The organism is Sporosarcina saromensis (assembly GCF_033253735.1).
GTDB classification, from domain to species: domain Bacteria; phylum Bacillota; class Bacilli; order Bacillales_A; family Planococcaceae; genus Sporosarcina; species Sporosarcina saromensis.
Genome location: NZ_JAUBDI010000001.1, coordinates 266661 through 288866, shown reverse-complemented (window position 1 = coordinate 288866; position 22206 = coordinate 266661). Strand labels below are relative to the sequence as shown.

22 protein-coding genes are annotated in these 22206 nt (G+C 42.9%); 18 read left to right on the top strand and 4 right to left on the bottom strand.

Features of this window, described 5'->3' with window-relative positions; translation table 11 throughout:
• Entirely contained in the window at positions 1-630 is a 630-nt protein-coding gene (gene pyrE, locus QT711_RS01490; RefSeq protein WP_317941713.1) for an orotate phosphoribosyltransferase, read from the top strand.
• A 64-nt stretch (positions 631-694) separates the two neighbouring features.
• Here the strand turns inward: pyrE and QT711_RS01485 are convergent, their stop codons facing one another.
• Complete coding sequence (locus QT711_RS01485) at positions 695-2386, bottom strand: Rqc2 family fibronectin-binding protein (RefSeq protein ID WP_317941712.1); 1692 nt, start codon at positions 2384-2386, stop codon at positions 695-697.
• 133 nt (positions 2387-2519) lie between these two features.
• On the opposite strand from QT711_RS01485, the gene gmk reads away from it, so the two are divergent.
• From gmk to QT711_RS01425, 12 genes are all read left to right on the top strand, one after another.
• Positions 2520-3137, top strand: coding sequence for a guanylate kinase (gmk, locus tag QT711_RS01480; protein WP_317941711.1), 618 nt, complete (start codon positions 2520-2522; stop codon positions 3135-3137).
• 3 nt (positions 3138-3140) lie between these two features.
• A complete protein-coding gene (rpoZ, locus tag QT711_RS01475; protein ID WP_317941710.1) occupies positions 3141-3365 on the top strand; it encodes a DNA-directed RNA polymerase subunit omega in 225 nt (74 codons plus the stop codon).
• A gap of 146 nt (positions 3366-3511) precedes the next feature.
• Positions 3512-4729, top strand: a complete 1218-nt coding sequence (gene coaBC / locus QT711_RS01470) for a bifunctional phosphopantothenoylcysteine decarboxylase/phosphopantothenate--cysteine ligase CoaBC (RefSeq protein WP_317941946.1) — start codon at positions 3512-3514, stop codon at positions 4727-4729.
• Positions 4719-7130: a primosomal protein N' gene (gene priA / locus QT711_RS01465; protein ID WP_317941709.1), complete on the top strand. Its 2412-nt coding sequence runs from the start codon at positions 4719-4721 to the stop codon at positions 7128-7130. Before coaBC ends, priA begins: the two co-directional genes overlap by 11 nt.
• Positions 7131-7154: 24 nt before the next feature.
• Positions 7155-7655, top strand: coding sequence for a peptide deformylase (def, locus tag QT711_RS01460; protein ID WP_317941708.1), 501 nt, complete (start codon positions 7155-7157; stop codon positions 7653-7655).
• Positions 7648-8598: a methionyl-tRNA formyltransferase gene (gene fmt / locus QT711_RS01455; RefSeq protein WP_317941707.1), complete on the top strand. Its 951-nt coding sequence runs from the start codon at positions 7648-7650 to the stop codon at positions 8596-8598. Before def ends, fmt begins: the two co-directional genes overlap by 8 nt.
• Positions 8598-9941 (top strand): 16S rRNA (cytosine(967)-C(5))-methyltransferase RsmB, encoded by a 1344-nt coding sequence (gene rsmB / locus QT711_RS01450; protein WP_317941945.1) that lies wholly within the window; start codon positions 8598-8600, stop codon positions 9939-9941. The genes fmt and rsmB overlap by 1 nt, the downstream gene beginning before the upstream one ends.
• A 29-nt stretch (positions 9942-9970) precedes the next feature.
• Entirely contained in the window at positions 9971-10732 is a 762-nt protein-coding gene (locus tag QT711_RS01445; RefSeq protein WP_317941706.1) for a Stp1/IreP family PP2C-type Ser/Thr phosphatase, read from the top strand.
• A complete protein-coding gene (gene pknB, locus QT711_RS01440) occupies positions 10729-12693 on the top strand; it encodes a Stk1 family PASTA domain-containing Ser/Thr kinase (protein ID WP_317941705.1) in 1965 nt (654 codons plus the stop codon). Before QT711_RS01445 ends, pknB begins: the two co-directional genes overlap by 4 nt.
• Before the next feature lie 14 nt (positions 12694-12707).
• Positions 12708-13592, top strand: a complete 885-nt coding sequence (rsgA, locus tag QT711_RS01435; RefSeq protein ID WP_317941704.1) for a ribosome small subunit-dependent GTPase A — start codon at positions 12708-12710, stop codon at positions 13590-13592.
• A 1-nt stretch (position 13593) separates the two neighbouring features.
• A complete protein-coding gene (gene rpe / locus QT711_RS01430; protein ID WP_317941703.1) occupies positions 13594-14259 on the top strand; it encodes a ribulose-phosphate 3-epimerase in 666 nt (221 codons plus the stop codon).
• On the top strand, positions 14259-14912 hold the full coding sequence (locus QT711_RS01425; protein ID WP_317941702.1) for a thiamine diphosphokinase: 654 nt from the start codon (positions 14259-14261) through the stop codon (positions 14910-14912). The genes rpe and QT711_RS01425 overlap by 1 nt, the downstream gene beginning before the upstream one ends.
• 340 nt (positions 14913-15252) lie before the next feature.
• Here the strand turns inward: QT711_RS01425 and rpmB are convergent, their stop codons facing one another.
• From rpmB to QT711_RS01410, 3 genes are all read right to left on the bottom strand, one after another.
• Entirely contained in the window at positions 15253-15441 is a 189-nt protein-coding gene (gene rpmB, locus QT711_RS01420) for a 50S ribosomal protein L28 (protein ID WP_317941701.1), read from the bottom strand.
• A 236-nt stretch (positions 15442-15677) separates the two neighbouring features.
• Complete coding sequence (locus QT711_RS01415) at positions 15678-15854, bottom strand: hypothetical protein (RefSeq protein ID WP_317941700.1); 177 nt, start codon at positions 15852-15854, stop codon at positions 15678-15680.
• A gap of 67 nt (positions 15855-15921) precedes the next feature.
• A complete protein-coding gene (locus tag QT711_RS01410) occupies positions 15922-16098 on the bottom strand; it encodes a hypothetical protein (protein WP_317941699.1) in 177 nt (58 codons plus the stop codon).
• Between the two features lie 128 nt (positions 16099-16226).
• On the opposite strand from QT711_RS01410, the gene QT711_RS01405 reads away from it, so the two are divergent.
• From QT711_RS01405 to recG, 5 genes are all read left to right on the top strand, one after another.
• Positions 16227-16586: an Asp23/Gls24 family envelope stress response protein gene (locus tag QT711_RS01405; protein ID WP_317941698.1), complete on the top strand. Its 360-nt coding sequence runs from the start codon at positions 16227-16229 to the stop codon at positions 16584-16586.
• A gap of 21 nt (positions 16587-16607) precedes the next feature.
• Positions 16608-18263 (top strand): DAK2 domain-containing protein, encoded by a 1656-nt coding sequence (locus QT711_RS01400; RefSeq protein WP_317941697.1) that lies wholly within the window; start codon positions 16608-16610, stop codon positions 18261-18263.
• Between the two features lie 139 nt (positions 18264-18402).
• Entirely contained in the window at positions 18403-19065 is a 663-nt protein-coding gene (gene sdaAB, locus QT711_RS01395; RefSeq protein WP_317941696.1) for an L-serine ammonia-lyase, iron-sulfur-dependent subunit beta, read from the top strand.
• Between the two features lie 14 nt (positions 19066-19079).
• Positions 19080-19988, top strand: a complete 909-nt coding sequence (gene sdaAA, locus QT711_RS01390) for an L-serine ammonia-lyase, iron-sulfur-dependent, subunit alpha (RefSeq protein WP_317941695.1) — start codon at positions 19080-19082, stop codon at positions 19986-19988.
• Positions 19969-22017, top strand: coding sequence for an ATP-dependent DNA helicase RecG (recG, locus tag QT711_RS01385; RefSeq protein WP_317941694.1), 2049 nt, complete (start codon positions 19969-19971; stop codon positions 22015-22017). The genes sdaAA and recG overlap by 20 nt, the downstream gene beginning before the upstream one ends.
• The last annotated feature ends 189 nt before the right edge of the window (positions 22018-22206 follow it).

The following is a 22206-nucleotide window of genomic DNA, read 5'->3' as shown; positions in this document are numbered from 1 at the left end:
ATGAATAAAAAAGAGATTGCGAAAATTTTATTAGAAGTTGGGGCGGTTGAGTTAAGCCCTGCGGATCCATTTACTTGGGCGTCAGGTATTCAATCGCCTATCTATTGTGATAACCGATTGACGATGTCTGACCCGATTGGGCGTAAAAAGATTGCTGAAGGGTTAGCCGAGCTTATAAAAGAACATTTTCCTGAAACAACATTGATTGCTGGTACGGCAACAGCTGGAATTCCACATGCGGCATGGGTTGCGGATATTCTTGGTTTGCCTATGGTGTATATTCGTTCAAAAGCGAAAGGACATGGCCGTAGCCGTCAAATTGAAGGGAAAGTACATCCGACAGACAAAGCAATCATTATCGAAGATTTAATTTCTACAGGTGGGAGCAGCCTGAATGCAGTTGAAGCACTTCGTTCAGAGGAAGTTGCTGTGACAGGTGTCGTTTCCATCTTTACATATGAACTCGAAAGTGCAGATCAGGCATTTGCTGAAGCAGATTTACGTTATGAAAGTCTAACAAATTTTGCGGCGTTGACAGATGCCGCGAAAGAAAGTGGTGCCATAGCAGAAGGTTCAATTGCTGAACTGCTTGATTGGCACGGGAAGTTAAAAGCAGGATTGCTGAAATAAGTTCATACTAAAAAGGAGCGCTTGAATCACTATGATTCGAGCAGCTCCTTTTTTGAAAGTGTTGTTATTTCTTTAGTTTCCGCACGATATCTTCATCAGGGGTAACAAACAATGTCTTTTGTTCAAAATAAATGACAAAGCCGGGTTTAGAGCCATTCGGCTTCTTCACATGCCTGATTTCTGTAAAATCAACAGGAACGGAAGAAGACCCTCTTGCTTTACTAAAGTAGGCAGAAAGAACAGCAGCTTCTTCAATTGTCTGTTCGTCTGGACTCGCTGCATGGATGACAACATGTGATCCGGGAATATCCTTTGTATGGAGCCATACATGATCCCTAGATGCAATTTTGAATGTCAAATAATCATTTTGTTTATTATTTTTGCCGACTGAAATCGCTATTCCCGATGAAGAAACATACGATTCAGGTGATGGTTTTTTCGGTTTCAATTTTTTCTTTCCACGTCTTGCGCGCATGAAGCCTAATTCTGCTAACTCTTCACGTATTTCGTCGATATCATTTGGCGATGCTTGTAACACTTGCTGTTTGATCATTTCAAAATACGCAATGTCCTCTTGTGCTTTTTGAAGTTGTTCGGCAATCATAATAAGCGCATTTTTCGCTTTTGTATAGCGGGCGTAATACCGTTGAGCATTCTCAATCGGTGTTTTCCGAGGATCAAGAGGAATCGTAACGGTTGTTCCTTCCTCGTAGTAATTGTCAACGATTGCTTCAACATCGCCTTTTTGAATTGCGTAGCTATTCGCTGTCAACAACTCTCCGTATAGTTGGAAAGTATCCAGCTTTTCGGCAGCTTTTTGCTCTTTTGATAGTTTTTCCATTTTTAGTTTCAATTTCGCCACTTCATTGTCCAACCAACGTTCCAAGTCTGCTGCTTGCGATTTTACGCGCTCCCGTTCAGCGCGTGCAAAATAGACTTTGTCTAGCAGTTCGCCCACTGTTGAAAAAGTGGCAATGGTTTGGTCTGCATATGTCAATTGAGTAGCCGAGAAAACTGTCTTCGTACCAACTTGTGCGATTGAAGGAGTCTGTTCGCCATCTTTGAATGAAGCAAGAAATTCTTTGAAACGCAAGAATGCCTCATGTGGTTCACGGTCATGTAGTCGATAAGCGAGTTCTTCTCCATGAGTAGGTGAAAATCCTGAGAATTTCGTCACAAAATCTTTTGCACTGTTCAATGTAGGATGCAGTTGCAGAAAAGTCGCTTCATCCACATTAAACGGATTCATTTTGTCTTGATGCGGGGCAGGGATAAATGGCTGCCCAGGCATAATCGTTCTGTAGCTGTTGACTGAAGGCGGTAAATGTTTAATACTATCGATGATCATGCTTCGGTCAGGGTCTACGAGAATCATATTGCTATGTCTCCCCATGATTTCAATGACTAGCTGCCGATTAATATCGTCGCCAATTTCATTCTTTGCCCGAATGTTAAAGGTGATAATTCGGTCATTACCCGCTTGTTCGATAGACTGGATCAGGCCTCCTTCGAGATGTTTACGTAACACCATACAAAACATCGGAGGTTCAGGTGGATTCGTAATTGTTTCATCCGTCAACTGTACACGTGAATACGAAGGGTGTGTGGAAAAGAGAAGTTTACAGTTGTTTTTTCCAGCCCTAACGAGCATAATGACTTCTTGTGTATTGGGTTGATGTATTTTAGAAATGCGTCCGTTTTTTAATTTTTGCAGCTCTTCTACGATTGCTGCCGTGAATAATCCGTCAAATGCCATTGTATATTCCTCTTTCAAACGTTTTGTTCCATTTTAGCACTCTCACGAGTAGATATGTTATAATATGATAAGAATGTTTGCTATGATGAAGGAACCATTACTAGCGAAAAACTACATATAGAAGAGGGATTGCATGTACAAACAACGTGGACTCCTGATTGTCCTGTCCGGTCCTTCCGGTGTAGGGAAAGGGACAGTCAGAAAAGAGCTCTTTCAACAACCGGATACAAACTACGAATATTCGATATCGATGACGACGAGAAGTCCGCGAGAAGGTGAACAGGATGGCGTCGATTATTTTTTTAAGTCGCGCGACGAATTCGAAGGGTTGATTGAACAAGGGAAACTATTAGAATATGCCGAGTATGTCGGGAACTACTACGGTACGCCCCTCGACTATGTCAATGCGACACTTGATGCGGGTAGGGACGTCTTTCTTGAAATAGAAGTCGTCGGCGCTGCGCAAGTACGCCAAAAGGTACCTGATGGCTTATTCATTTTCCTCGCTCCACCTAGCTTGTCTGAACTTGAAGACCGTTTAGTCGGCAGAGGGACGGAGGAAGCAGATGTCATCGCAAGCCGTGTCCTGAAGGCGCGCGATGAGCTTGAAATGATGAACTTATATGACTATGTTGTTGAAAATGACGAAGTGACAAAAGCATGCGATCGCATCAATGCCATCGTCACTGCAGAACATTGTCGCCGTGAACGCGTAGAAAAACGCTACTTACTTATGTTGGAAGGGGAATAAAAGATGTTATATCCATCAGTCGATTCATTAAAAAGTAAAATTGATTCAAAATACACGCTCGTAACGCTTGCTGCGAAACGTGCACGGGAGATGCAAGAAAGCAAAAACGAATTGCTCCACACGTACAAATCGCACAAAAATGTCGGTAAAGCATTGGAAGAAGTCGCTGCGGGTACGTTATCAAAACAACAACAAGATGCTTCAATTGTTTACGAGGATGAAATCTAAGCATCTCGCCATAATTGTGTGAAACTCCCTCTGAAACAGAATTTCACAGGGAGTTTCTCGTTTTTTATCGTATAGTTGATGTAAGATGGCAAAATGGCAGTTTGTGTGGGGACAAGTCCTCAAAGCATTTTCTAGAAAGGATGAGTATGTTGTTAGCTAAAAAAATTCTTGTCTGTGTGACAGGTGGAATTGCTGTGTATAAGGCCGTTGCACTCGTAAGTAAATTGTCTCAAGCTGGTGCGGAAGTGAGAGTAATCATGACGAAATCAGCGATGGAATTTGTTACCCCACTTTCTTTTCAAGTCCTCTCTCGTAACGATGTGTATTTTGATACGTTTGATGAAAAGGATTCACGTGTCATCGCACATATTGATCTTGCGGATTGGGCGGATCTTGTCATTGTCGCTCCAGCAACTGCCAATGCCATCGGGAAAATTGCAAATGGCATTGCAGATGATATGGTGACGTCCACATTGCTTGCTACGACTGCAGAGGTATGGATTGCACCGGCAATGAATGTACACATGTATGAGAAGAAATCAGTCATGCGCAACATTCAGCAATTGCACGATGACGGTTATCAATTCATTGAGCCTGCAGAAGGTTTTTTAGCGTGTGGATATGTTGGCAAAGGCAGACTGGAAGAACCTGAAAAAATCGTTGAATTACTCAAACAACACTTTGCAAAGAAAGTTGATCTTCCGTTAAAGGGGAAGAAAGTTGTCGTAACTGCCGGGCCGACACGTGAAAGGATAGACCCTGTCCGATACATATCCAATTTCTCAAGTGGGAAAATGGGCTACGCAATGGCGGAAGCTGCAGCTGCAATGGGGGCAACAACTGTATTAATCAGTGGGCCGGTCGATTTGCCAGTACCAGCAGGCGTACAAAGAATTCCGGTTGAAAGTGCGGCTGACATGTTGGATGCTGTCTTGACGCATTACGAGGATGCATCCATCGTTATAAAGTCAGCAGCTGTGGCAGACTATAAGCCGAAAGATCAGCATCCTCAAAAGATGAAGAAGAATGACGGGGAGACACAAATTGAGCTCGTCCGTACGACAGATATTTTGAAAACACTTGGGGAGCGAAAAAAAAATCAATTGCTCGTTGGTTTCGCTGCGGAAACGAATGATGCATTGGCATATGGTCAATCAAAATTGAACAAAAAGAATTTGGATTACATAATTGTTAACGATGTAACCGATCCGGCCGGTGGATTTGGAAATGATACGAACGTAGTAACATTGTTGACACATACAGGACAATCGATTGCATTTGAAGCGATGCAAAAAAGAGAATTAGCAAAGATTCTCCTTCAAACGATCATAAAGGAAGAAGGACTTCATACCAATGATCGCTGAAGTGATAGTGGATGTATCTGCTTATCCAATCGATCGTCCTTTTGATTATGTCGTCCCGGAAGAAATGCGTTCCGTCATTGAGTGTGGAGCAAGAGTGAAAGTTCCATTCGGACCCCGGAAAGTCGTAGGCTATGTCACACGTTTGAAGCAGGAAACAGACCTCGCCAATAGTAAAATGAAGGCAATCGATGAATTGCTTGACTTAGAACCGGTCCTTTCGACTGAGCTCCTCGCAATTGCGAAGATAGTTGCGCGTGAAACACTTTCCTATGAAATTGACGCATTACAAGTCATGCTGCCTGCAGCAATGCGTGCAAAGTATGAGAAATTCATAACCATTGTAGAGCCGGATGCGATCATTGATGAAGATCTTCGAAACTTGATGCAAGGTCGTACACGAATTCCCCTGAAGCAAGTAACCAGTTCCTCATTGTTGAAAATGATTAAGAATTATGTTGCACAAGGAATAATCACTGTTGACAATTCTGTCAGCCAACAGACAAAAGTAAAAAAAGTGCGAATGATTCATATTGAGGATTCATCCACTTTAGCATCTTTACTCGATACAATTCCTTCGAATGCAAAAAAACAAATACAACTCATTCAGTGGATGAAAGACCATGCAGGTAAATCAATGGAAGCCAGTAAAGTCATCGAGGCTTCAGGTGTGCAACAAGCAGTACTGAAGACAGTTATTGAAAAAGGGGCTGCAACGGAAAGTCATGAAGAAACATACCGTGATCCGGGTGTATCCCAATTACAAGAAGCACAGATTCCCTATGAACTGACAGAGGAACAACAGCTAGCACTGGATAAAGTGAATGCTGCGTCCACTACTAACAAGGCAGAGACATTTTTACTCCATGGTATTACGGGAAGTGGTAAAACGGAAGTATACTTACAAGCAATCAGCCATGTGTTGAAACAAGGGAAAGAAGCGATCGTGCTTGTACCTGAGATTTCATTAACACCACAAATGACAGCGCGGTTCCAAGCTCGTTTTGGAGGTCTTGTAGCCGTTATGCATAGCGGATTGTCAGCTGGAGAAAAATACGATGAATGGCGAAAAATTCATCGGAAAGAAGTAAAGGTAGTAGTTGGCGCACGATCTGCTATTTTTGCTCCGTTTGAAAATGTCGGCATCATCATATTAGATGAAGAACACGAATCCACTTATAAGCAAGAAGACACTCCTCGTTACCATGCGAGAGATGTTGCGATCTGGAGGTCGGAATCCTTTCATTGTCCCGTTGTCCTAGGAAGTGCAACACCTTCTTTGGAGTCGTACGCTAGGGCCTCAAAAGGAGTTTATACATTATTGCAATTGTCTAAGAGAGCAAAGAACCAACAATTGCCTGCCGTTTCAGTTGTTGATATGCGAGAAGAACTGAAAGAGGGAAACCGTTCAATGTTTTCTAGACAATTAGCGGATGCCATGCATATCCGTTTGGAGAAGAACGAGCAGATCGTCCTGTTTCTTAATAAACGCGGCTTCTCTTCTTTCGTATTATGCAGGGATTGCGGCACGGTGGTCGAGTGTCCGAACTGTGATATTTCATTGACCTACCATCGTGCGAACGAGTCATTAAAATGTCACTATTGTGGGCATGAAGAGAAAGTTCCGCTCGTTTGTCCCCAATGCGAAAGCGAACATATCCGTTTCTTTGGTACAGGTACTCAAAAAGCAGAAGAAGAGATTGCAAAGCTTTTTCCTACCGCCCGCGTCTTACGGATGGACGTGGATACAACGCGGCAAAAGGGCGCACATGAAAGGATTTTACGCCAATTTAGTGAAGGGAAAGCGGATATTTTACTCGGCACTCAAATGATTGCAAAAGGGTTGGACTTTCCAAATATCACTTTAGTCGGTGTACTCGCAGCGGATACAACTTTGCATCTCGCTGATTTCCGTGCAGCTGAAAAAACGTTCCAGTTAATGACGCAAGTAAGCGGACGTGCTGGACGGCATGAACTAGCAGGAGAAGTGTTCATCCAAACGTATTCTCCTGAACATTACGCTATTGAATTGTCAAAATCACAGCACTATGAACCGTTCTATCAATTGGAGATGACAGCAAGGAAGCAATACGGCTACCCGCCTTTCTTTTACATTACATTAATCCAATTTTCTCATGAAGATTTAATGAAAGTCGTTGCGTTTGCAGATAAAGGGACAACTTTTTTAAAAGGTTCCCTTTCACCAGAAACAATTGTCATCGGTCCTGCAGCTGCGGCAATCAGTCGCGTGAACAATAGATATCGTTACCAATGTTTGATAAAATACAAAAAAGAACCGAAACTGATCGATACACTTCAGCAACTGATAAAAATGTACAGAACAGACTGGATAAAAGAAGGGTTACTCATGTCTGTCGACGTCGACCCTTCTACGATTTATTAAACAGCATAGAAATGAGGAATTTACATGGCAATACGAAAAATTGTAGAAACACCATCTCCGTTATTGATGCAAAGATGTAAGGAAGTCGATACGTTCGATGAAAAACTTGGAGAGCTACTTGACGATATGCACGAAACGATGATCGCTGCTGATGGGATCGGTTTAGCTGCTCCACAAATCGGTGAATTGGTCCGCGTCGCAATTGTGGATATGGGCGAAGGAGATCCGGTCATCGAAATGGTTAACCCAGTCGTGACAGCGGTCGGAGGATCTGAGATTGAAGTAGAAGGCTGCTTAAGCTTTCCAGGATTATATGGGGAAGTGGAACGGCCGTTTTTTGTACGCATCGAAGCACAAGAGCGTGATGGCTCACTTTATGAGTTAGAAGCAGAAGATTACGAAGCGCGAGCGATTTTACATGAAATCGATCATTTGGATGGTATCCTTTTTGATTCGAAAATTAAACGTATTGTCGATCCTTCTGAGTTCGAATCGGTTGATGGAGAGGATGAGTTGAATGACTAAAATCGTATTTATGGGGACACCGGATTTTTCGGTACCTGTCTTGACGATGCTCCATAATGATGGATATGACGTCATTGCGGTCGTCACCCAACCTGATCGACCTGTCGGAAGGAAACGGGTACTTACTCCACCGCCTGTCAAACAAGAAGCACTTCGGTTAGGGTTACCCGTACTGCAACCTGAAAAACTGCGAAAATCAGCTGAGCTGGATTCAATCATTCGAATGCAGCCAGATTTGATCGTTACCGCTGCTTATGGACAAATTCTACCGAAAGAATTGCTAGATGCTCCACGCTTAGGTTGTGTCAATGTACATGCTTCATTATTGCCAAAATATCGAGGTGGTGCGCCAATCCATCAAGCAGTGATGGATGGTGAAATCGAAACTGGTGTGACAATCATGTATATGGTAGAAAAATTGGATGCGGGGGACATTATTTCCCAAGTGACCGTACCAATCGAAGAAAAAGACCACACAGGACTCTTATTTGAAAAGTTATCAGTGGCAGGCACGAAGTTATTGAAAGATACATTGCCTTCAATTATTAACGGTACGAATGACCGGATTCCTCAAGATGAGCAACGTGTCACATTTGCAAGCAATATTTCAAGGGAACAAGAACGAATTGATTGGAACCGAAGCGGCGTAGAGATTTACAATCAGATTAGAGGATTATATCCGTGGCCAGGTGCATACTCTGTTTTCCAAGGGGACAATGTGAAAATTTGGTCTGCTGAAAAAATGGACATGCAAACGGATGTCGAAGGGAAAGCTCCAGGTGAGATTGTTAAACGGTTAAAGGACAAACTGATAATCAAAACGGGTGATGACGTAGCGATTGCTATTACAGAGTTACAGCCTGCAGGTAAAAAGCGACTAACTGCTGAAGAATTCATGAATGGTGTAGGCGCCAAGTGGGTTGAAGGGAATACATTCGAATGATGAACAAAAAGAAAATCTGGAACGGTAATGTACGGGATGCCGCGTTATCAATTTTACTGGAAATCCACGAAAATCAGGCATACAGTAATTTACTGCTCAACCGCACGATCAAGAAATACAATATTGATTCGAAAGATCGTGGCTTACTCACTGAATTGACATATGGTACATTGCAACACCGGATAACGTTGGATTACTATTTGGAACCGTTTGTGAGAGGGAAATTGGATCATTGGGTTCGTGAATTGTTGCGGCTGTCCATCTATCAAATTGTTTATTTGACAAAGATCCCGCCTCATGCCGTTGTTCATGAAGCTGTGGAAATTGCAAAAAGACGGGGACATAAAAGAATCGCACCTACAGTGAACGGTATATTACGGTCAGTGTTGCGAGAAGGTGTCCGACCAATCGAGGAAATAACGGATGAAGTGGAAAGAATGTCAATTGAGACAAGTCATCCGACGTGGCTGATCCGTCGCTGGATAGAGCAGTACGGGAGAGACGAAGCGTTGGCAATGGCCCATGAAAACAATCATCCCGCCCGTATGACAGCAAGAGTGAATACACTTAAAGGGAATGTACCTGATGCGATTGCAGCATTAGCTCGTGAAGGTGTTGAAGTGAAGAAAGGTGAAATTATTCCAGAAAGTATTCAATCACCTTCAGGTAGCTTGGCGAACACGGAAGCGTACACAAACGGACTCCTATCCATTCAAGATGAAAGCTCCATGTTACCCGTGCTTGCACTTGATGTGCGACCTGATATGAAAGTGCTCGATATGTGCGCAGCCCCTGGTGGTAAAACGACGTTCATCGCAGAAAAAATGGGTGATCGTGGGGAAATCTACGCACATGATTTACATGATCATAAACTGACGCTTATCGAATCAAATGCAAAACGGCTAGGCATCCAATCCATTCATACAAAAAGTGGAGATAGCCGTAAGTTGGATGAAGTATATGAACCAGAATCGTTCGATCGAATTCTTGTTGACGCACCTTGCAGTGGTTTAGGAGTCATCCGACGAAAGCCGGAAATAAAATATAACAAGACTGAAAAGGACATCCATGCGCTTACCACTATTCAAGAAGAGCTTCTTGAAACGGCTTATCGTTTAGTGAAAAGAGGGGGCGTAGTCGTCTATAGTACTTGTACGGTCGACTATGATGAAAATGAGGGCATGGTGCAAAAGTTCCTCGCGAAACATGATGATGTATCGTTACTACCATTGGAGACATTTAAGGAAATTGAAGCTGTAAAAGTGAACAATCATTTGTTGCAAGTATTGCCACAACATTTTGGTGGAGACGGTTTTTTTGTAGCTGCATTCGAGAAAAAGTAATGTGCAGCACCTTAAAAAGGGGGGAATGAGTGGTGCAATTCGAAGTGCTGTCGGACATAGGGAAGAAACGTACGGTCAATGAAGATAGTGCAGCAGTTTTTACGATAGAAGAAGGCCCCATATTAGCGGTCATTGCGGATGGAATGGGTGGGCATCGTGGTGGGGATTATGCCAGTTCCACCGCTGTCCGTATGCTTGGCGAGCTATTCTTGAAAGTGGAAAATCCAATCGACATGACACATGAAGATTGGAACGAATGGCTTCAAGAAGCGGTGTTAGACATTAATCGAACGATTTTTGAAACGGCAGAAAACGATGTAGACTTCAAAGGAATGGGAACCACTTTGGATGCAGTTCTCATGCATGGTAACAAAGGGCTTGTGACACATATTGGGGATAGTCGGGTCTATACAATTACAGAGTCTGCAATTGTCCAAGTGACGAAAGATCATTCATTTGTAAATGTTTTGTTGGATTCTGGTGAAATCACCGAACAAGAAGCAGCGAATCATCCTCAGCGCAATTGGATTATGCGAGCAATTGGTTCAGAAAGAACGATATCACCGGATTTTTATCAATTAGATTTACAAGACAATACCTACTTGTTAATCTGCACAGATGGATTGAGTAACAAAGTGACAAATGAACAACTTCATGCAATTGTTAGAAGTGATGGAGACCTCCATAGTAAAGCGGTCAAAATGATTGAGCTTGCCAACGAAATGGGTGGCGAAGATAATATTTCCGTCATATTGGCCGGACCTTCAAAGGTGGAGGTGAGTACACAATGATTGGTAAGAGAATTGGTGGCCGGTACGAAGTTATTAGAGGAATCGGCGAAGGTGGCATGTCCAAAGTCTATTTGGCGCATGATATCATTTTGGGTCGGGATGTAGCCATTAAAGTATTAAACTATGATTTTGTCAATGAGCAAGATATGAAAAAAAGATTTCAACGTGAAGCGTTATCAGCAACGAGTTTGACACATCCACATATCGTCAATATTTTCGATGTCGGTGAGGATGAGGAGCTTCATTACTTTGTGATGGAATATATCGAGGGCCAGACATTAAAGAAATTCATTCATACAAATGGTCCGTTGAATCCTGAACAGGCAGTCAGCATTATGAGGCAATTAGTTTCGGCAATTGCAAATGCCCATCACAATGGAATTATCCACCGCGACATAAAACCGCAAAATATTTTAATGGATACAGACGGAGATGTGAAAATTACGGACTTTGGCATTGCGATGGCGTTAAGTGCAACATCCCATACAAAGACGAACTCTGTCATTGGAACAGTCCATTATTTATCTCCAGAACAAGCGCGCGGCGGTATGGCGACAAAAAAATCGGATATTTATTCGTTAGGGATTGTTTTTTATGAATTACTGACTGGCAAGCTGCCATTTTCTGCTGAAACAGCTGTTGCCATTGCACTGAAGCATCTTCAAGAAGAGACACCGTCGGTTCGTTTAACGTTTCCAAACATTCCCCAAAGTGTGGAGAATGTCATATTAAAAGCTACTGCGAAAGATGCTACATATCGCTATCAGTCAGCGGATGAAATGTACGATGATCTGTTAACCGTCTTATTGCCAGAAAGGCAACATGAAGAAAAATTCACTGTACCTTTTGATGATGATAAAACAAAAGCAATCCCAGTCATAACAGATCTTAAACCTACAGAGGAATACGAAAAAACGAAAGTGATTGAACCTGTCAATCCGACACCTGTTGAAGTGCCTAAAAAGAAGAGGAAGAAATGGCCGATCATCGTTGGGGTCCTTTCTGCCTTATTGGTAATCGCCCTGCTTATTGTCTTTTTGCCAGGTTTGTTAGGTCCGAAAAAAGAAGTGGTTCCGAACGTTGTCGGCATGGATGAAGTGGAAGCAGCTTCTGCATTAGAAGACAAAGGCTTCGTTGTAAATGAAAAGATTGAAGATTATTCAGATGAATTTGTAGCAGGTCAGGTATTTAGAACAATTCCGGAAGCTGAGAAAATGAGGGAAGTCGGCTCCTCTGTTACGCTCTATGTGAGTAAAGGGAAAGAAACGATTGAATTGGATGACTATGTAAATAGGGATTATGACGATATTGAAAGTATCCTTCAAGGCTTCAACTTTAAATCGATTGATCCTCAGCCTGTCTACTCCGAAGAACCGGTTGGACGGATTGTGGAACAAAGCCCCGTAGCCGGAACGAATATTGTTCCTGAAGAGACAGCTATTGTTTTTAAAGTGAGCATGGGCAAAGAGAAACGTTCAGTAGCTGATCTGAGGAATTACACAGAGGATGAACTGAAAGCGTATGAAAGAGAATCAGGATTCACCATTAAAATTGTGAAAGCGGAACACCATGATACAGTGGAAGAAGGGCATGTCATTTGGCAAAAACCATCCGTAAATACCAATTTGGAAATCGGCGCAACAATTGAAGTTGCATTGTCGAAAGGACCTGAAAAGAAACTGGTGAAATATGCAGTCCGTACGATTGAAATTCCATATGAACAAAAAGAAGGTTCAGAAGAAGAGGATAGCGACTCTGAGCCAGTGCCTCAAGTGATAAAAATCTATATACAAGACCTGAACAATTCCATGACAGATCCAGCAGACGAATTTAAAATCATTGAAGATACAAAGAAGAAAATAACAATTGAATTGGAAGAAGGTCAACGTGGCGGTTATATGATCTTTAGGGATGATATTAAAATCGCAGAGGAAACAATCAATTACGAAGATATCGATTAAGGAAGAGGGATTGGATGCCAAAAGGTCAAATTAGAAAAGCAATTAGTGGTTTCTACTATGTAGAAATAGATGGGGAACTCATTCAGTGTAAAGGACGAGGTGTCTTTCGGAATCGTGGTATCTCGCCGCTCGTCGGGGATTTTGTGACGATTGTCACGGATGGAGCAAATGATGCTACAATTACTGAAGTGCATGAAAGAAAGAATGAATTAGTTCGTCCACCGGTTTCAAACATCGACCAAGCGTTGCTCGTCTTTTCCATCGTTGAACCTGATTTCAGTCTCCATTTGCTGGACAGATTCCTTGTTGTCATTGAATCCTATGGCATTCAACCGATTATATGCACTACAAAAAAGGACATTGCGGATAACGAAAGCCTGCTACAAACGAATGAAGCACTCAACTACTATCAATCGATTGGCTATGACATCATACAGACCTTTATTGAAGATGCTACATTGTTTGACGTGTTGCAACCCTTCGTAACTGAAAAAACAAGTGTGTTGGCTGGGCAATCAGGGGTTGGTAAGTCTACTTTATTAAATACGCTGATTCCTGAACTTGCGCTCAAAACTGGTGCCATTTCAGAAGCGTTAGGGCGAGGTAAACATACGACGCGACATGTGGAGCTAATCGAAGTGGCAGGAGGTCTTATTGCAGATACACCTGGCTTCAGTTCACTTGATTTTGATCATATCGAAAAAGAAGAACTGAAGGACTATTTCATTGAGATGGCCAGCAGTGCACATGCTTGTAAATTCAGAGGATGCATGCATATGAAAGAGCCGGGATGTGCTGTGAAAGCGAAAGTGGAAAGTGGAGAAATCCTTCGTTCCCGATATGACAACTATGTTCAATTTTTACAAGAAATCACTGACCGAAAGCCGAGGTATTCATAATATGATTAAAATTGCACCGTCCATTTTAGCAGCTAATTTTTCGAAGCTTGCTCAGGAAGTCGTAGAAGTAGAAAAAGCAGGAGCAGAATTGATCCATATCGATGTAATGGATGGTCATTTCGTTCCCAATATTACGATGGGGCCGATTGTTGTAGAGGCATTAAGACCAGTTACTACATTACCACTTGACGTCCATCTAATGATTGAAAATCCGGATGCATACATTGAGCAGTTTGCAAAAGCGGGTGCTGATTATATTACAGTTCACGTGGAAGCGTGCAGACATCTACACCGTACTATTCAGCTAATCCGTTCTTTCGGTGTTAAACCTGGCGTAGTTTTGAATCCACATACGCCTGTGGAACATATACTGCATATCTTGGAAGACATTGATATGGTTTTATTTATGACTGTCAATCCCGGATTTGGTGGTCAGCAATTCATTCACTCGGTGCTCCCAAAAGTCCGTCAACTTGCTGCGATTATTAAGGAAAGAGAACTATCTATCGAAATAGAAATTGATGGTGGTATTAATGAGGAGACAATCGTTCCTTGTGTTGAAGCAGGTGCAACCATCTTTGTTGCAGGCTCGGCAATTTATAATGCAGAAGATCGTGCGGAAGCCTTACAGCGCATCAAAACTGCTGGGGAAAGTGTAATCGGCTGATGAAGAGGGTCGTCGTTTGTGCAGGGGGGCCTCGGGAAGAATTACCTGATTTTCAGCAATTTGCGCGTGCAGAAACGATTTTTATCGGAGTCGATCGAGGTGCGCTTCAACTTGTACGGAACGGTATTATCCCTATCGAAGCAGTTGGAGATTTTGATTCTGTAAATGCAGAGGAATTTCAGGAGATTGCAACAGTTGTTGAACAGGTTGGTACGTTTCAAGCTGAAAAAGACGAAACGGATACAGAGTTGGCAGTGGAAAGAGCGATTGCCTATGCTCCTGAAGAAATTGTTTTAATTGGGGTGACAGGTGGAAGATTGGATCATTTTGAATCGGCCATGCACCTCATGTATCGAATGCAACAGCAAAATGAAGGAATTAGGTTTTCTGTTCGTAATCGTGTAAACGAACTGTCATTTTATCGTCCTGGCGTGCATAGGGTGAAGAGAAAAGATGAACTTCCTTATATGTCATTTTTCTCGTATGGTCGGACTGTTGAGGGATTGACGTTAACAGGCTTTAAGTATGAGACTGTCAATGCGACATTGGAAATGGGAATGACAAGATTCACAAGCAATGAACCAATTGCAGAAGTTTGTACTATCTCATTCCGCCAAGGCATATGTTTAATGGTAAGGAGTTCAGATTCCTGAAAGGAGCCAGGGAATTGCGAGTTTATACGTTTACAATGCCGAAGTTTCTCAGTAGCTTTGTCCGTAAGTGCATGGTTGTGTTTCAGAAAGATGATAAGTCGAAAAGCCAGGCGTCTGCAACAGCGAGTCAACGGAACAGAAAAAAGAAAAAAGAAAAAACGTCAGGCTGAAGAATTCGGCCTGGCGTTTCATTTCTTTTGAAGTATAGTCGGTTCGTACATAACTATCGCATTACATGAATGACCCACACATTACGTCATTGGATTTTTTTGAAAAGAGACATCTACTGTCATTTCAAGCAGTCCAACGAATTCTGTAGTGGTCATTTTTTTCATGTTCATTAAACGCGTTGTACTTTACCTGATTTGAGTGCTCTTGTAGAAACCCAAACACGTTTAGGTTTACCATTAACAAGAATACGGACTTTTTGAAGGTTTGCTCCCCAAGTACGTCTGTTAGCATTCATTGCGTGTGAACGAGCGTTACCCGCACGTGCTTTGCGACCAGTAATTGCACATTCTTTAGCCATTTTTATGACCTCCTCGCTAATATTGATTAAGCGATTCACTATCTAATTCGCATACCATAATACTTTATCACAGGAAATAAGGGCTTGCAACCTTTTTTCGTGCTGCTTTCAAGTGAATTGCCTTTACATGATTGAATGTGCGTTAGATTTGAAGAATTTGTCGTTGTTCACGTAATAACACCGATTAAATTCAATCCCTCCAGCGCTTGTCGGAGCTTCCCGGCGACTTCCGCTTTTCATCGGGCTAGACTCCAGATGGCAGCTGCTCGGGTCATAAGCCATTCCTGCTGCACGGCAAAGAGCGCCGTTTCGCAGTTTTGTCTTATGCCAGTCGCAGCTAAACGCCATCTTCCGCTTTTCATTGATCCAGCTCCAGTCGCCAGCTCGTCGAGTCGCTTCGGTCTTGAAGACAAAAGGGAAAAGCGCCTTTTGTTTCAATCCCTCCAGCGCTTGTCGGAGCTAAACGGCTTCTTCCGCTTTTCATTGATCCAGACTCCAGATGGCAGCTGCTCGGGTCATAAGCCATTCCTGCTGCACGGCAAAGAGCGCCGTTTCGCAGTTCTGTCTTATGCCAGTCGCAGCTAAACGCCATCTTCCACTTTTCATTGATCCAGCTCCAGTCGCAAGCTCCTCGAGTCGCTTCGGTCTTGAAGACAAAAGGGAAAAGCGCCTTTTGTTTCAATCCCTCCAGCGCTTGTCGGAGCTTCCCGGCGACTTCCGCTTTTCATCGGCCCTTGTGTATAGTACAATGTTGGTATGATTACGGTTGCAGGAGGGGAAGTTTCATGTCCATTGAGTTAAAAAACGATTACGGTACGATAGATATTACGAATGACGTCATAGCCCAAGTGGTAGGAGAGGCGACAATCGAATGTTACGGAATTGTCGGCATGGCTTCACGGCATCAGATTCGGGATGGTCTTACTGATATCCTTGGAAAAGAGAATTATGCAAAAGGGGTCATTGTGCGAAATATTGGGGATGAGACACATATTGATATGTATGTCATCGTAGGATATGGCACAAAAATCTCAGAGGTTGCATACCAAGTGCAATCCAAAGTCATGTATACATTGAAAAAGATCTTATCGTTAACAGTGGCTTCAGTGAATGTATTTGTTCAAGGAGTTCGGGTGACGAACTGATAGAAGGAGGAAAACAGATCAATGAAATTTATTGATGGTGTTACATTTGCGGATATGGTAAAGATGGGTGCACATCATCTTCATCAAAACGCAGACTATGTCGATTCACTAAACGTGTTTCCAGTACCCGATGGTGATACAGGAACAAATATGAACTTGTCGATGACATCCGGTGCGAAAGAGACTGCAGCGAATGTTTCTGAACATATTGGTAAGACTGCACAAGCATTATCTAAAGGATTGTTAATGGGTGCACGTGGAAACTCAGGTGTCATCCTTTCTCAGTTATTCCGTGGTTTCGGGAAAGCTGTTGAATCTGAAGACAAGCTGACAAGTGTAAAATTTGCTGAGTCCTTGGAATTTGGTGTTCAAACGGCATACAAAGCTGTCATGAAGCCGGTTGAAGGGACGATTTTGACTGTTGCGAAGGATGCTGCCAACAAAGGTGTGGAAGTGGCTAAAACGACAGATGATTTGATTGTCGTAATGGAAGCGGTCGTAGAGGAGTCTAAGGCTTCATTAAAACGGACGCCTGATTTATTGCCTGTTTTAAAAGAGGTAGGTGTCGTAGATAGTGGTGGCCAAGGACTCGTGTACGTGTATGAAGGATTCCTCGCATGTTTAAAAGGGGAAGCGCTACCAGAACGTATTGTGGTCGATTCAATGGATGAATTAGTGAATGCTGAGCATCATCGTGGTGTGCAAGGCTTCATGAATACCGAAGATATTGAGTTCGGATATTGTACGGAATTCATGGTGAAATTCGAAGAGGAAAAGACTGTGAATAAGCCATTTGTAGAAACTGATTTCCGACAAGACCTCAGTCAGTTTGGTGATTCATTGCTCGTCATTTCAGATGATGAAATTGCGAAAGTACATATCCATACAGAACAACCTGGTGATGCAATGAATTATGCCCAACAATACGGTTCACTCATTAACATTAAAATCGAGAATATGCGCCAACAGCATATTGATATCGTCGGGGCAGATCATTCTGCTAAAAACGAAACAGTTGCACACCCGTATGCCCTCGTTACGGTTGCGATGGGTTCAGGGATTGCACAATTGTTAAAGAGCATCGGTGCGTCCGCAGTTATAGAAGGTGGACAAACGATGAATCCTTCTACTGAAGATATCGTTAAAGCGATAAAAGATGTACAAGCTGAACGCGTCATTATTTTACCGAATAATAAAAACATTATCATGGCTGCAAAACAAGCTGCAGAAGTGTGTGGCATTGAAGCAGCTGTTGTTGAAACAAAATCGGTTCCTGAAGGTCTCGCGGCGATTCTTGCTTTTAACCCTGAAGCGACTGTGCAAGACAATGAGAAGTCGATGACAGCGGCAGCTTCCGGTGTGAAAACTGGTCAAGTGACCCATTCAATCCGGGACACATCCATTGATGGGATCGACATTAAGAAAGATGACTTCATGGGCCTTGCGGGCAATAAAATCATCATTTCTGAACCTTCGTTAGAAAGTGTCATGAAAACATTGCTTGCATCGTTGATTGATGAAGACGATGAGATTGTGACGATCATCTATGGAGAAGGTGTATCTGAAGACGAAGCGACTGCGATGGCGACTTATGTCGAGTCGACTTATAGTCATACGGAAGTCGAATTGTATAACGGGAAACAACCACTTTATCCATATATTCTTTCTGTTGAGTGATTTTACATGCATCACAGGGCTGTTACTGGTAATCAAGTTTAATGATTGCCGAACAGCCCTGTTTTCTCTTTTTGTCTTTATGAATACTTTATTGTAGAATGGATGAAAGCGCTTTGCTTGTAAGAAGGGGGTAGTTTGATTGAAGTATAGATCGGTGTTTGAAATTATTGGACCAGTTATGATTGGACCATCGTCATCCCATACTGCAGGTGCCGCTAGAATTGGCCGTGTTGCCAGGGATCTATTCGGTAGACAGCCAGAATGGGCAAAAATCCATCTCTATGGATCATTTGCAGAAACGTATAAAGGGCATGGAACGGATGTAGCGATCATTGGTGGTTTATTAGATTACGATACATTTGATGAACGAATAAAGACTTCATTTGAAGATGCAGCTGCTCTAGGCATGACGTTTGAGTTCATACCAGAGGAAGAAGAAGCTGATCATCCGAATACAGCGAAGATTATTATTGGCGATAGCAAAGGGCAAATGGAACTCGTCGGAATTTCAATTGGCGGTGGAACGATGGAAGTGACCGAGTTAAATGGCTTTCCATTGCGCTTATCAGGCCATTTTCCAGCATTGCTCGTAGTACATGATGACCGTTCAGGCGTCATTGCAAGTGTGTCTAATGTCATTGCTTCACAAGGGATGAATATCGCCCATATGGAAGTTGGACGAAAAGAAAAGGGCAAGATGGCGCTCATGGTTATTGAGGTTGACCAAATGTTCGATGAATCTTTAACAAATGAGTTACAAGCCTTACCGAACGTAACACAAGTATCCACATTGGCAAATTAAGGAGGTTCAAATACATGGAAGTTCTATTTGGAACGGTGAAAGAATTGGTGGACATCGCTGAAAGGCAAAACAAACCAATTTCAGAAATTATGATTGAACAAGAAATGCTCATTACTAGACGTTCGCGTGAAGAGATTGTTGCGCAAATGGATAACAATTTAACCGTGATGGAAAGTGCTGTAGAACAAGGACTTCAAGGCGTGAAATCGACTTCTGGCTTGACTGGTGGAGACGCAGTATTGCTGCAACAATACATTAAAACGGGTAAATCCCTATCAGGTGACTTGTTATTGGATGCAGTCAGTAAAGCGGTCGCGACGAATGAAGTAAATGCCGCAATGGGGATGATTTGTGCAACGCCAACTGCTGGTGCGGCCGGTATCGTTCCAGGTACGTTATTTGCCGTGAAAGATAAGTTGAATCCAACTCGTGAACAGATGGTGAATTATTTATTCACATCAGGTGCTTTTGGATTTGTCGTTGCGAACAATGCTTCTATTTCCGGAGCTGCAGGCGGATGCCAGGCGGAAACGGGTTCAGCTGCTTCGATGGCTGCGGCTGCAATTGTTGAAATGGCAGGAGGGACGCCACAACAAAGCGCAGAAGCATTTTCGATCGTCATGAAAAATATGCTTGGACTTGTTTGTGATCCGGTTGCTGGACTGGTTGAAGTCCCGTGTGTAAAACGGAATGCGATGGGTGCAGCAAAAGCATTAGTTGGCGCGGACATGGCGTTAGCAGGTGTAGTCAGTAAAATTCCTACGGATGAAGTAATCGATGCCATGTATCGGATCGGACAAACAATGCCTTCTGCACTGCGAGAAACAGCAAAAGGTGGCTTGGCAGCTACACCGACGGGTAAAAGGTTGGAAGCGGAAATTTTCGGGAAGGACAAAGCGGTCCATGACACCGTCCATTCATGATTCTGTCCAAGTATTGAAAGGTGTTGGAAAAGCGGCTACTGGACAGTTTCAAAAGCTCGGCATTGAAACAGTAGAACAGTTACTCCATACATTTCCGTATCGACACGAAGATTTTCGATTGAAGGACTTAGCTGAAACTCCACATAATGAACGCGTAACGATTGAAGGAAGGGTCCAAAGTGAGCCTTCCGTTCTTTTTTTAGGTAAGAATAAATCTCGCTTACAAATTCATCTACTCGTCGGCCCCCACCTTGTAAAAGCTGTTTTTTTCAATCAACATTACTTAAAAGATCGCCTAAGTATCGGCATGACTGTTACAGTTACAGGAAAATGGGATCGCGGTCGACAAGTGATCAATGTCAGTAATTTTTCAGAGGGACCGAAAACCGATCAAGCAGACTTTGAACCGGTCTACAGTTTGAAAAATGTTATGCATCAAAAGACATTTAGAAAATATATGCGACAAGCTTTGGATTTGTATGGAGCAGAAATGAAAGACATTCTGCCTAGTGAGCTGCTTGAGATGTATATGTTACCTTCTCTTCATGAAGCATTGGAAATGGTTCATTTCCCAAAGACACCAACAGATGTCAAACAGGCGAGAAGAAGGTTTGTCTATGAAGAATTGCTTAAATTTCAATTGAAGATGATAGGGATGAAGAAAATTCGTAAGGATGCGGAAAAAGGAACAACTATCCAATATGATTTGGAGCGGTTGAAAGCATTTATTTCTTCCTTGCCGTTTGAGTTAACAGGCGCACAAAAAAGAGTTGTCAACGAACTTTGTGCGGAATTAAAAAGTTCAAGTCGGATGAATCGTCTTCTACAAGGGGATGTTGGTTCGGGCAAGACTGTCGTTGCTGCAATTGCTCTTTATGCGGCCATCACCGCAGGCTTCCAAGGGGCCCTGATGGCTCCAACCGAAATTCTTGCTGAACAGCATACTGATTCACTTTCTGCCTGGCTAGAGCCATTTGGAGTTCGAGTCGCTTTTCTTTCAGGTTCAACAAAAGGAAAGGCGAGAAGACATATATTGGAGAATTTAGCGAACGGAGAAATCGATCTTTTAATTGGTACCCATGCCCTTATTCAACCAGATGTCAGTTTTACCAAATTGGGTCTCGTCATAACAGATGAGCAACATCGGTTCGGTGTAGAACAACGTCGCGTTCTTAGGGAAAAAGGATTGAATCCAGATGTACTCTTTATGACGGCCACCCCAATCCCAAGAACTTTGGCAATCACGGCATTCGGTGAAATGGATGTTTCGATATTGGATGAAATGCCAGCAGGACGTAAGCAAATTGAAACGTATTGGTTGAAAGAAGAATCATTATTGCCGGTTTTAAGGAAGATGGAGAAAGAATTGCATGCGGGACGCCAAGCTTATGTAATTTGTCCACTGATAGAGGAATCGGACAAGCTTGATGTGCAAAATGCAGTCGATGTCCATGCGCAGCTCACCCATCATTTTTCAGGCAGATATACAGTCGGGCTGATGCATGGGCGTCTGCATCCGGATGAAAAGGACGAGATCATGCGAGATTTTAGTGATGGGAAAATCGATTGCCTCGTTTCAACAACAGTTGTCGAAGTCGGTGTAAACGTTCCGAATGCGACATTTATGCTCATTTACGATGCAACCCGTTTCGGATTAGCACAACTCCACCAATTACGGGGAAGGGTAGGGCGGGGTGCTGATCAATCATACTGTGTCCTTCTTGCTGATCCGAAGAACGAAGAAGGCAAAGAACGAATGCAATCGATGACGGAAACGAATGATGGTTTCCTCCTTGCCGAAAAGGACCTCGAGCTAAGAGGGGCTGGCGATTTCTTCGGCAAAAAGCAAAGTGGGATGCCTGAATTTAAAATGGCAGATCTTGTCCATGACTACCGTGCACTCGAAACGGCCCGTCAAGATGCTGAGAAAATGCTATCATCGGACAGCTTTTGGACCTCTCCAGAATACAAATTCCTTAGGGAAGACTTGGAACAATCCGGCGCGCTTTCGCAAGAGCGGATGGATTAAATGAACATTCATTCTCGAAGACTGAGTTTAGAATACTATAGGCGAGCATCCATCAAGGAGGCTCGCCACAGACTGTAGACAAAAGGGCTGGAAATCGAAAAGATTTCCAACCCTTTTGTCTTTGAGCGTATAAAACTGCAATCGGTCAAGAGCCGTTAAATTCCACTCCCAGCGGAAATCAACTTTTCC

Bases quoted from the DNA above. Each gene is read 5' to 3' on its own strand.
- priA (WP_317941709.1), top strand. From the start codon at position 4,719: ATGATCGCTGAAGTGATAGTGGATGTATCTGCTTATCCAATCGATCGT.
- sdaAA (WP_317941695.1), top strand. From the start codon at position 19,080: ATGGAAGTTCTATTTGGAACGGTGAAAGAATTGGTGGACATCGCTGAA.
- QT711_RS01425 (WP_317941702.1), top strand. From the start codon at position 14,259: ATGAAGAGGGTCGTCGTTTGTGCAGGGGGGCCTCGGGAAGAATTACCT.
- rsmB (WP_317941945.1), top strand. From the start codon at position 8,598: ATGAACAAAAAGAAAATCTGGAACGGTAATGTACGGGATGCCGCGTTA.
- coaBC (WP_317941946.1), top strand. From the start codon at position 3,512: ATGTTGTTAGCTAAAAAAATTCTTGTCTGTGTGACAGGTGGAATTGCT.
- pknB (WP_317941705.1), top strand. From the start codon at position 10,729: ATGATTGGTAAGAGAATTGGTGGCCGGTACGAAGTTATTAGAGGAATC.
- pyrE (WP_317941713.1), top strand. From the start codon at position 1: ATGAATAAAAAAGAGATTGCGAAAATTTTATTAGAAGTTGGGGCGGTT.
- rpe (WP_317941703.1), top strand. From the start codon at position 13,594: ATGATTAAAATTGCACCGTCCATTTTAGCAGCTAATTTTTCGAAGCTT.
- rpmB (WP_317941701.1), bottom strand. From the start codon at position 15,441: ATGGCTAAAGAATGTGCAATTACTGGTCGCAAAGCACGTGCGGGTAAC.
- def (WP_317941708.1), top strand. From the start codon at position 7,155: ATGGCAATACGAAAAATTGTAGAAACACCATCTCCGTTATTGATGCAA.
- rsgA (WP_317941704.1), top strand. From the start codon at position 12,708: ATGCCAAAAGGTCAAATTAGAAAAGCAATTAGTGGTTTCTACTATGTA.
- fmt (WP_317941707.1), top strand. From the start codon at position 7,648: ATGACTAAAATCGTATTTATGGGGACACCGGATTTTTCGGTACCTGTC.
- QT711_RS01405 (WP_317941698.1), top strand. From the start codon at position 16,227: ATGTCCATTGAGTTAAAAAACGATTACGGTACGATAGATATTACGAAT.
- rpoZ (WP_317941710.1), top strand. From the start codon at position 3,141: ATGTTATATCCATCAGTCGATTCATTAAAAAGTAAAATTGATTCAAAA.
- gmk (WP_317941711.1), top strand. From the start codon at position 2,520: ATGTACAAACAACGTGGACTCCTGATTGTCCTGTCCGGTCCTTCCGGT.
- QT711_RS01400 (WP_317941697.1), top strand. From the start codon at position 16,608: ATGAAATTTATTGATGGTGTTACATTTGCGGATATGGTAAAGATGGGT.
- QT711_RS01485 (WP_317941712.1), bottom strand. From the start codon at position 2,386: ATGGCATTTGACGGATTATTCACGGCAGCAATCGTAGAAGAGCTGCAA.
- recG (WP_317941694.1), top strand. From the start codon at position 19,969: ATGACACCGTCCATTCATGATTCTGTCCAAGTATTGAAAGGTGTTGGA.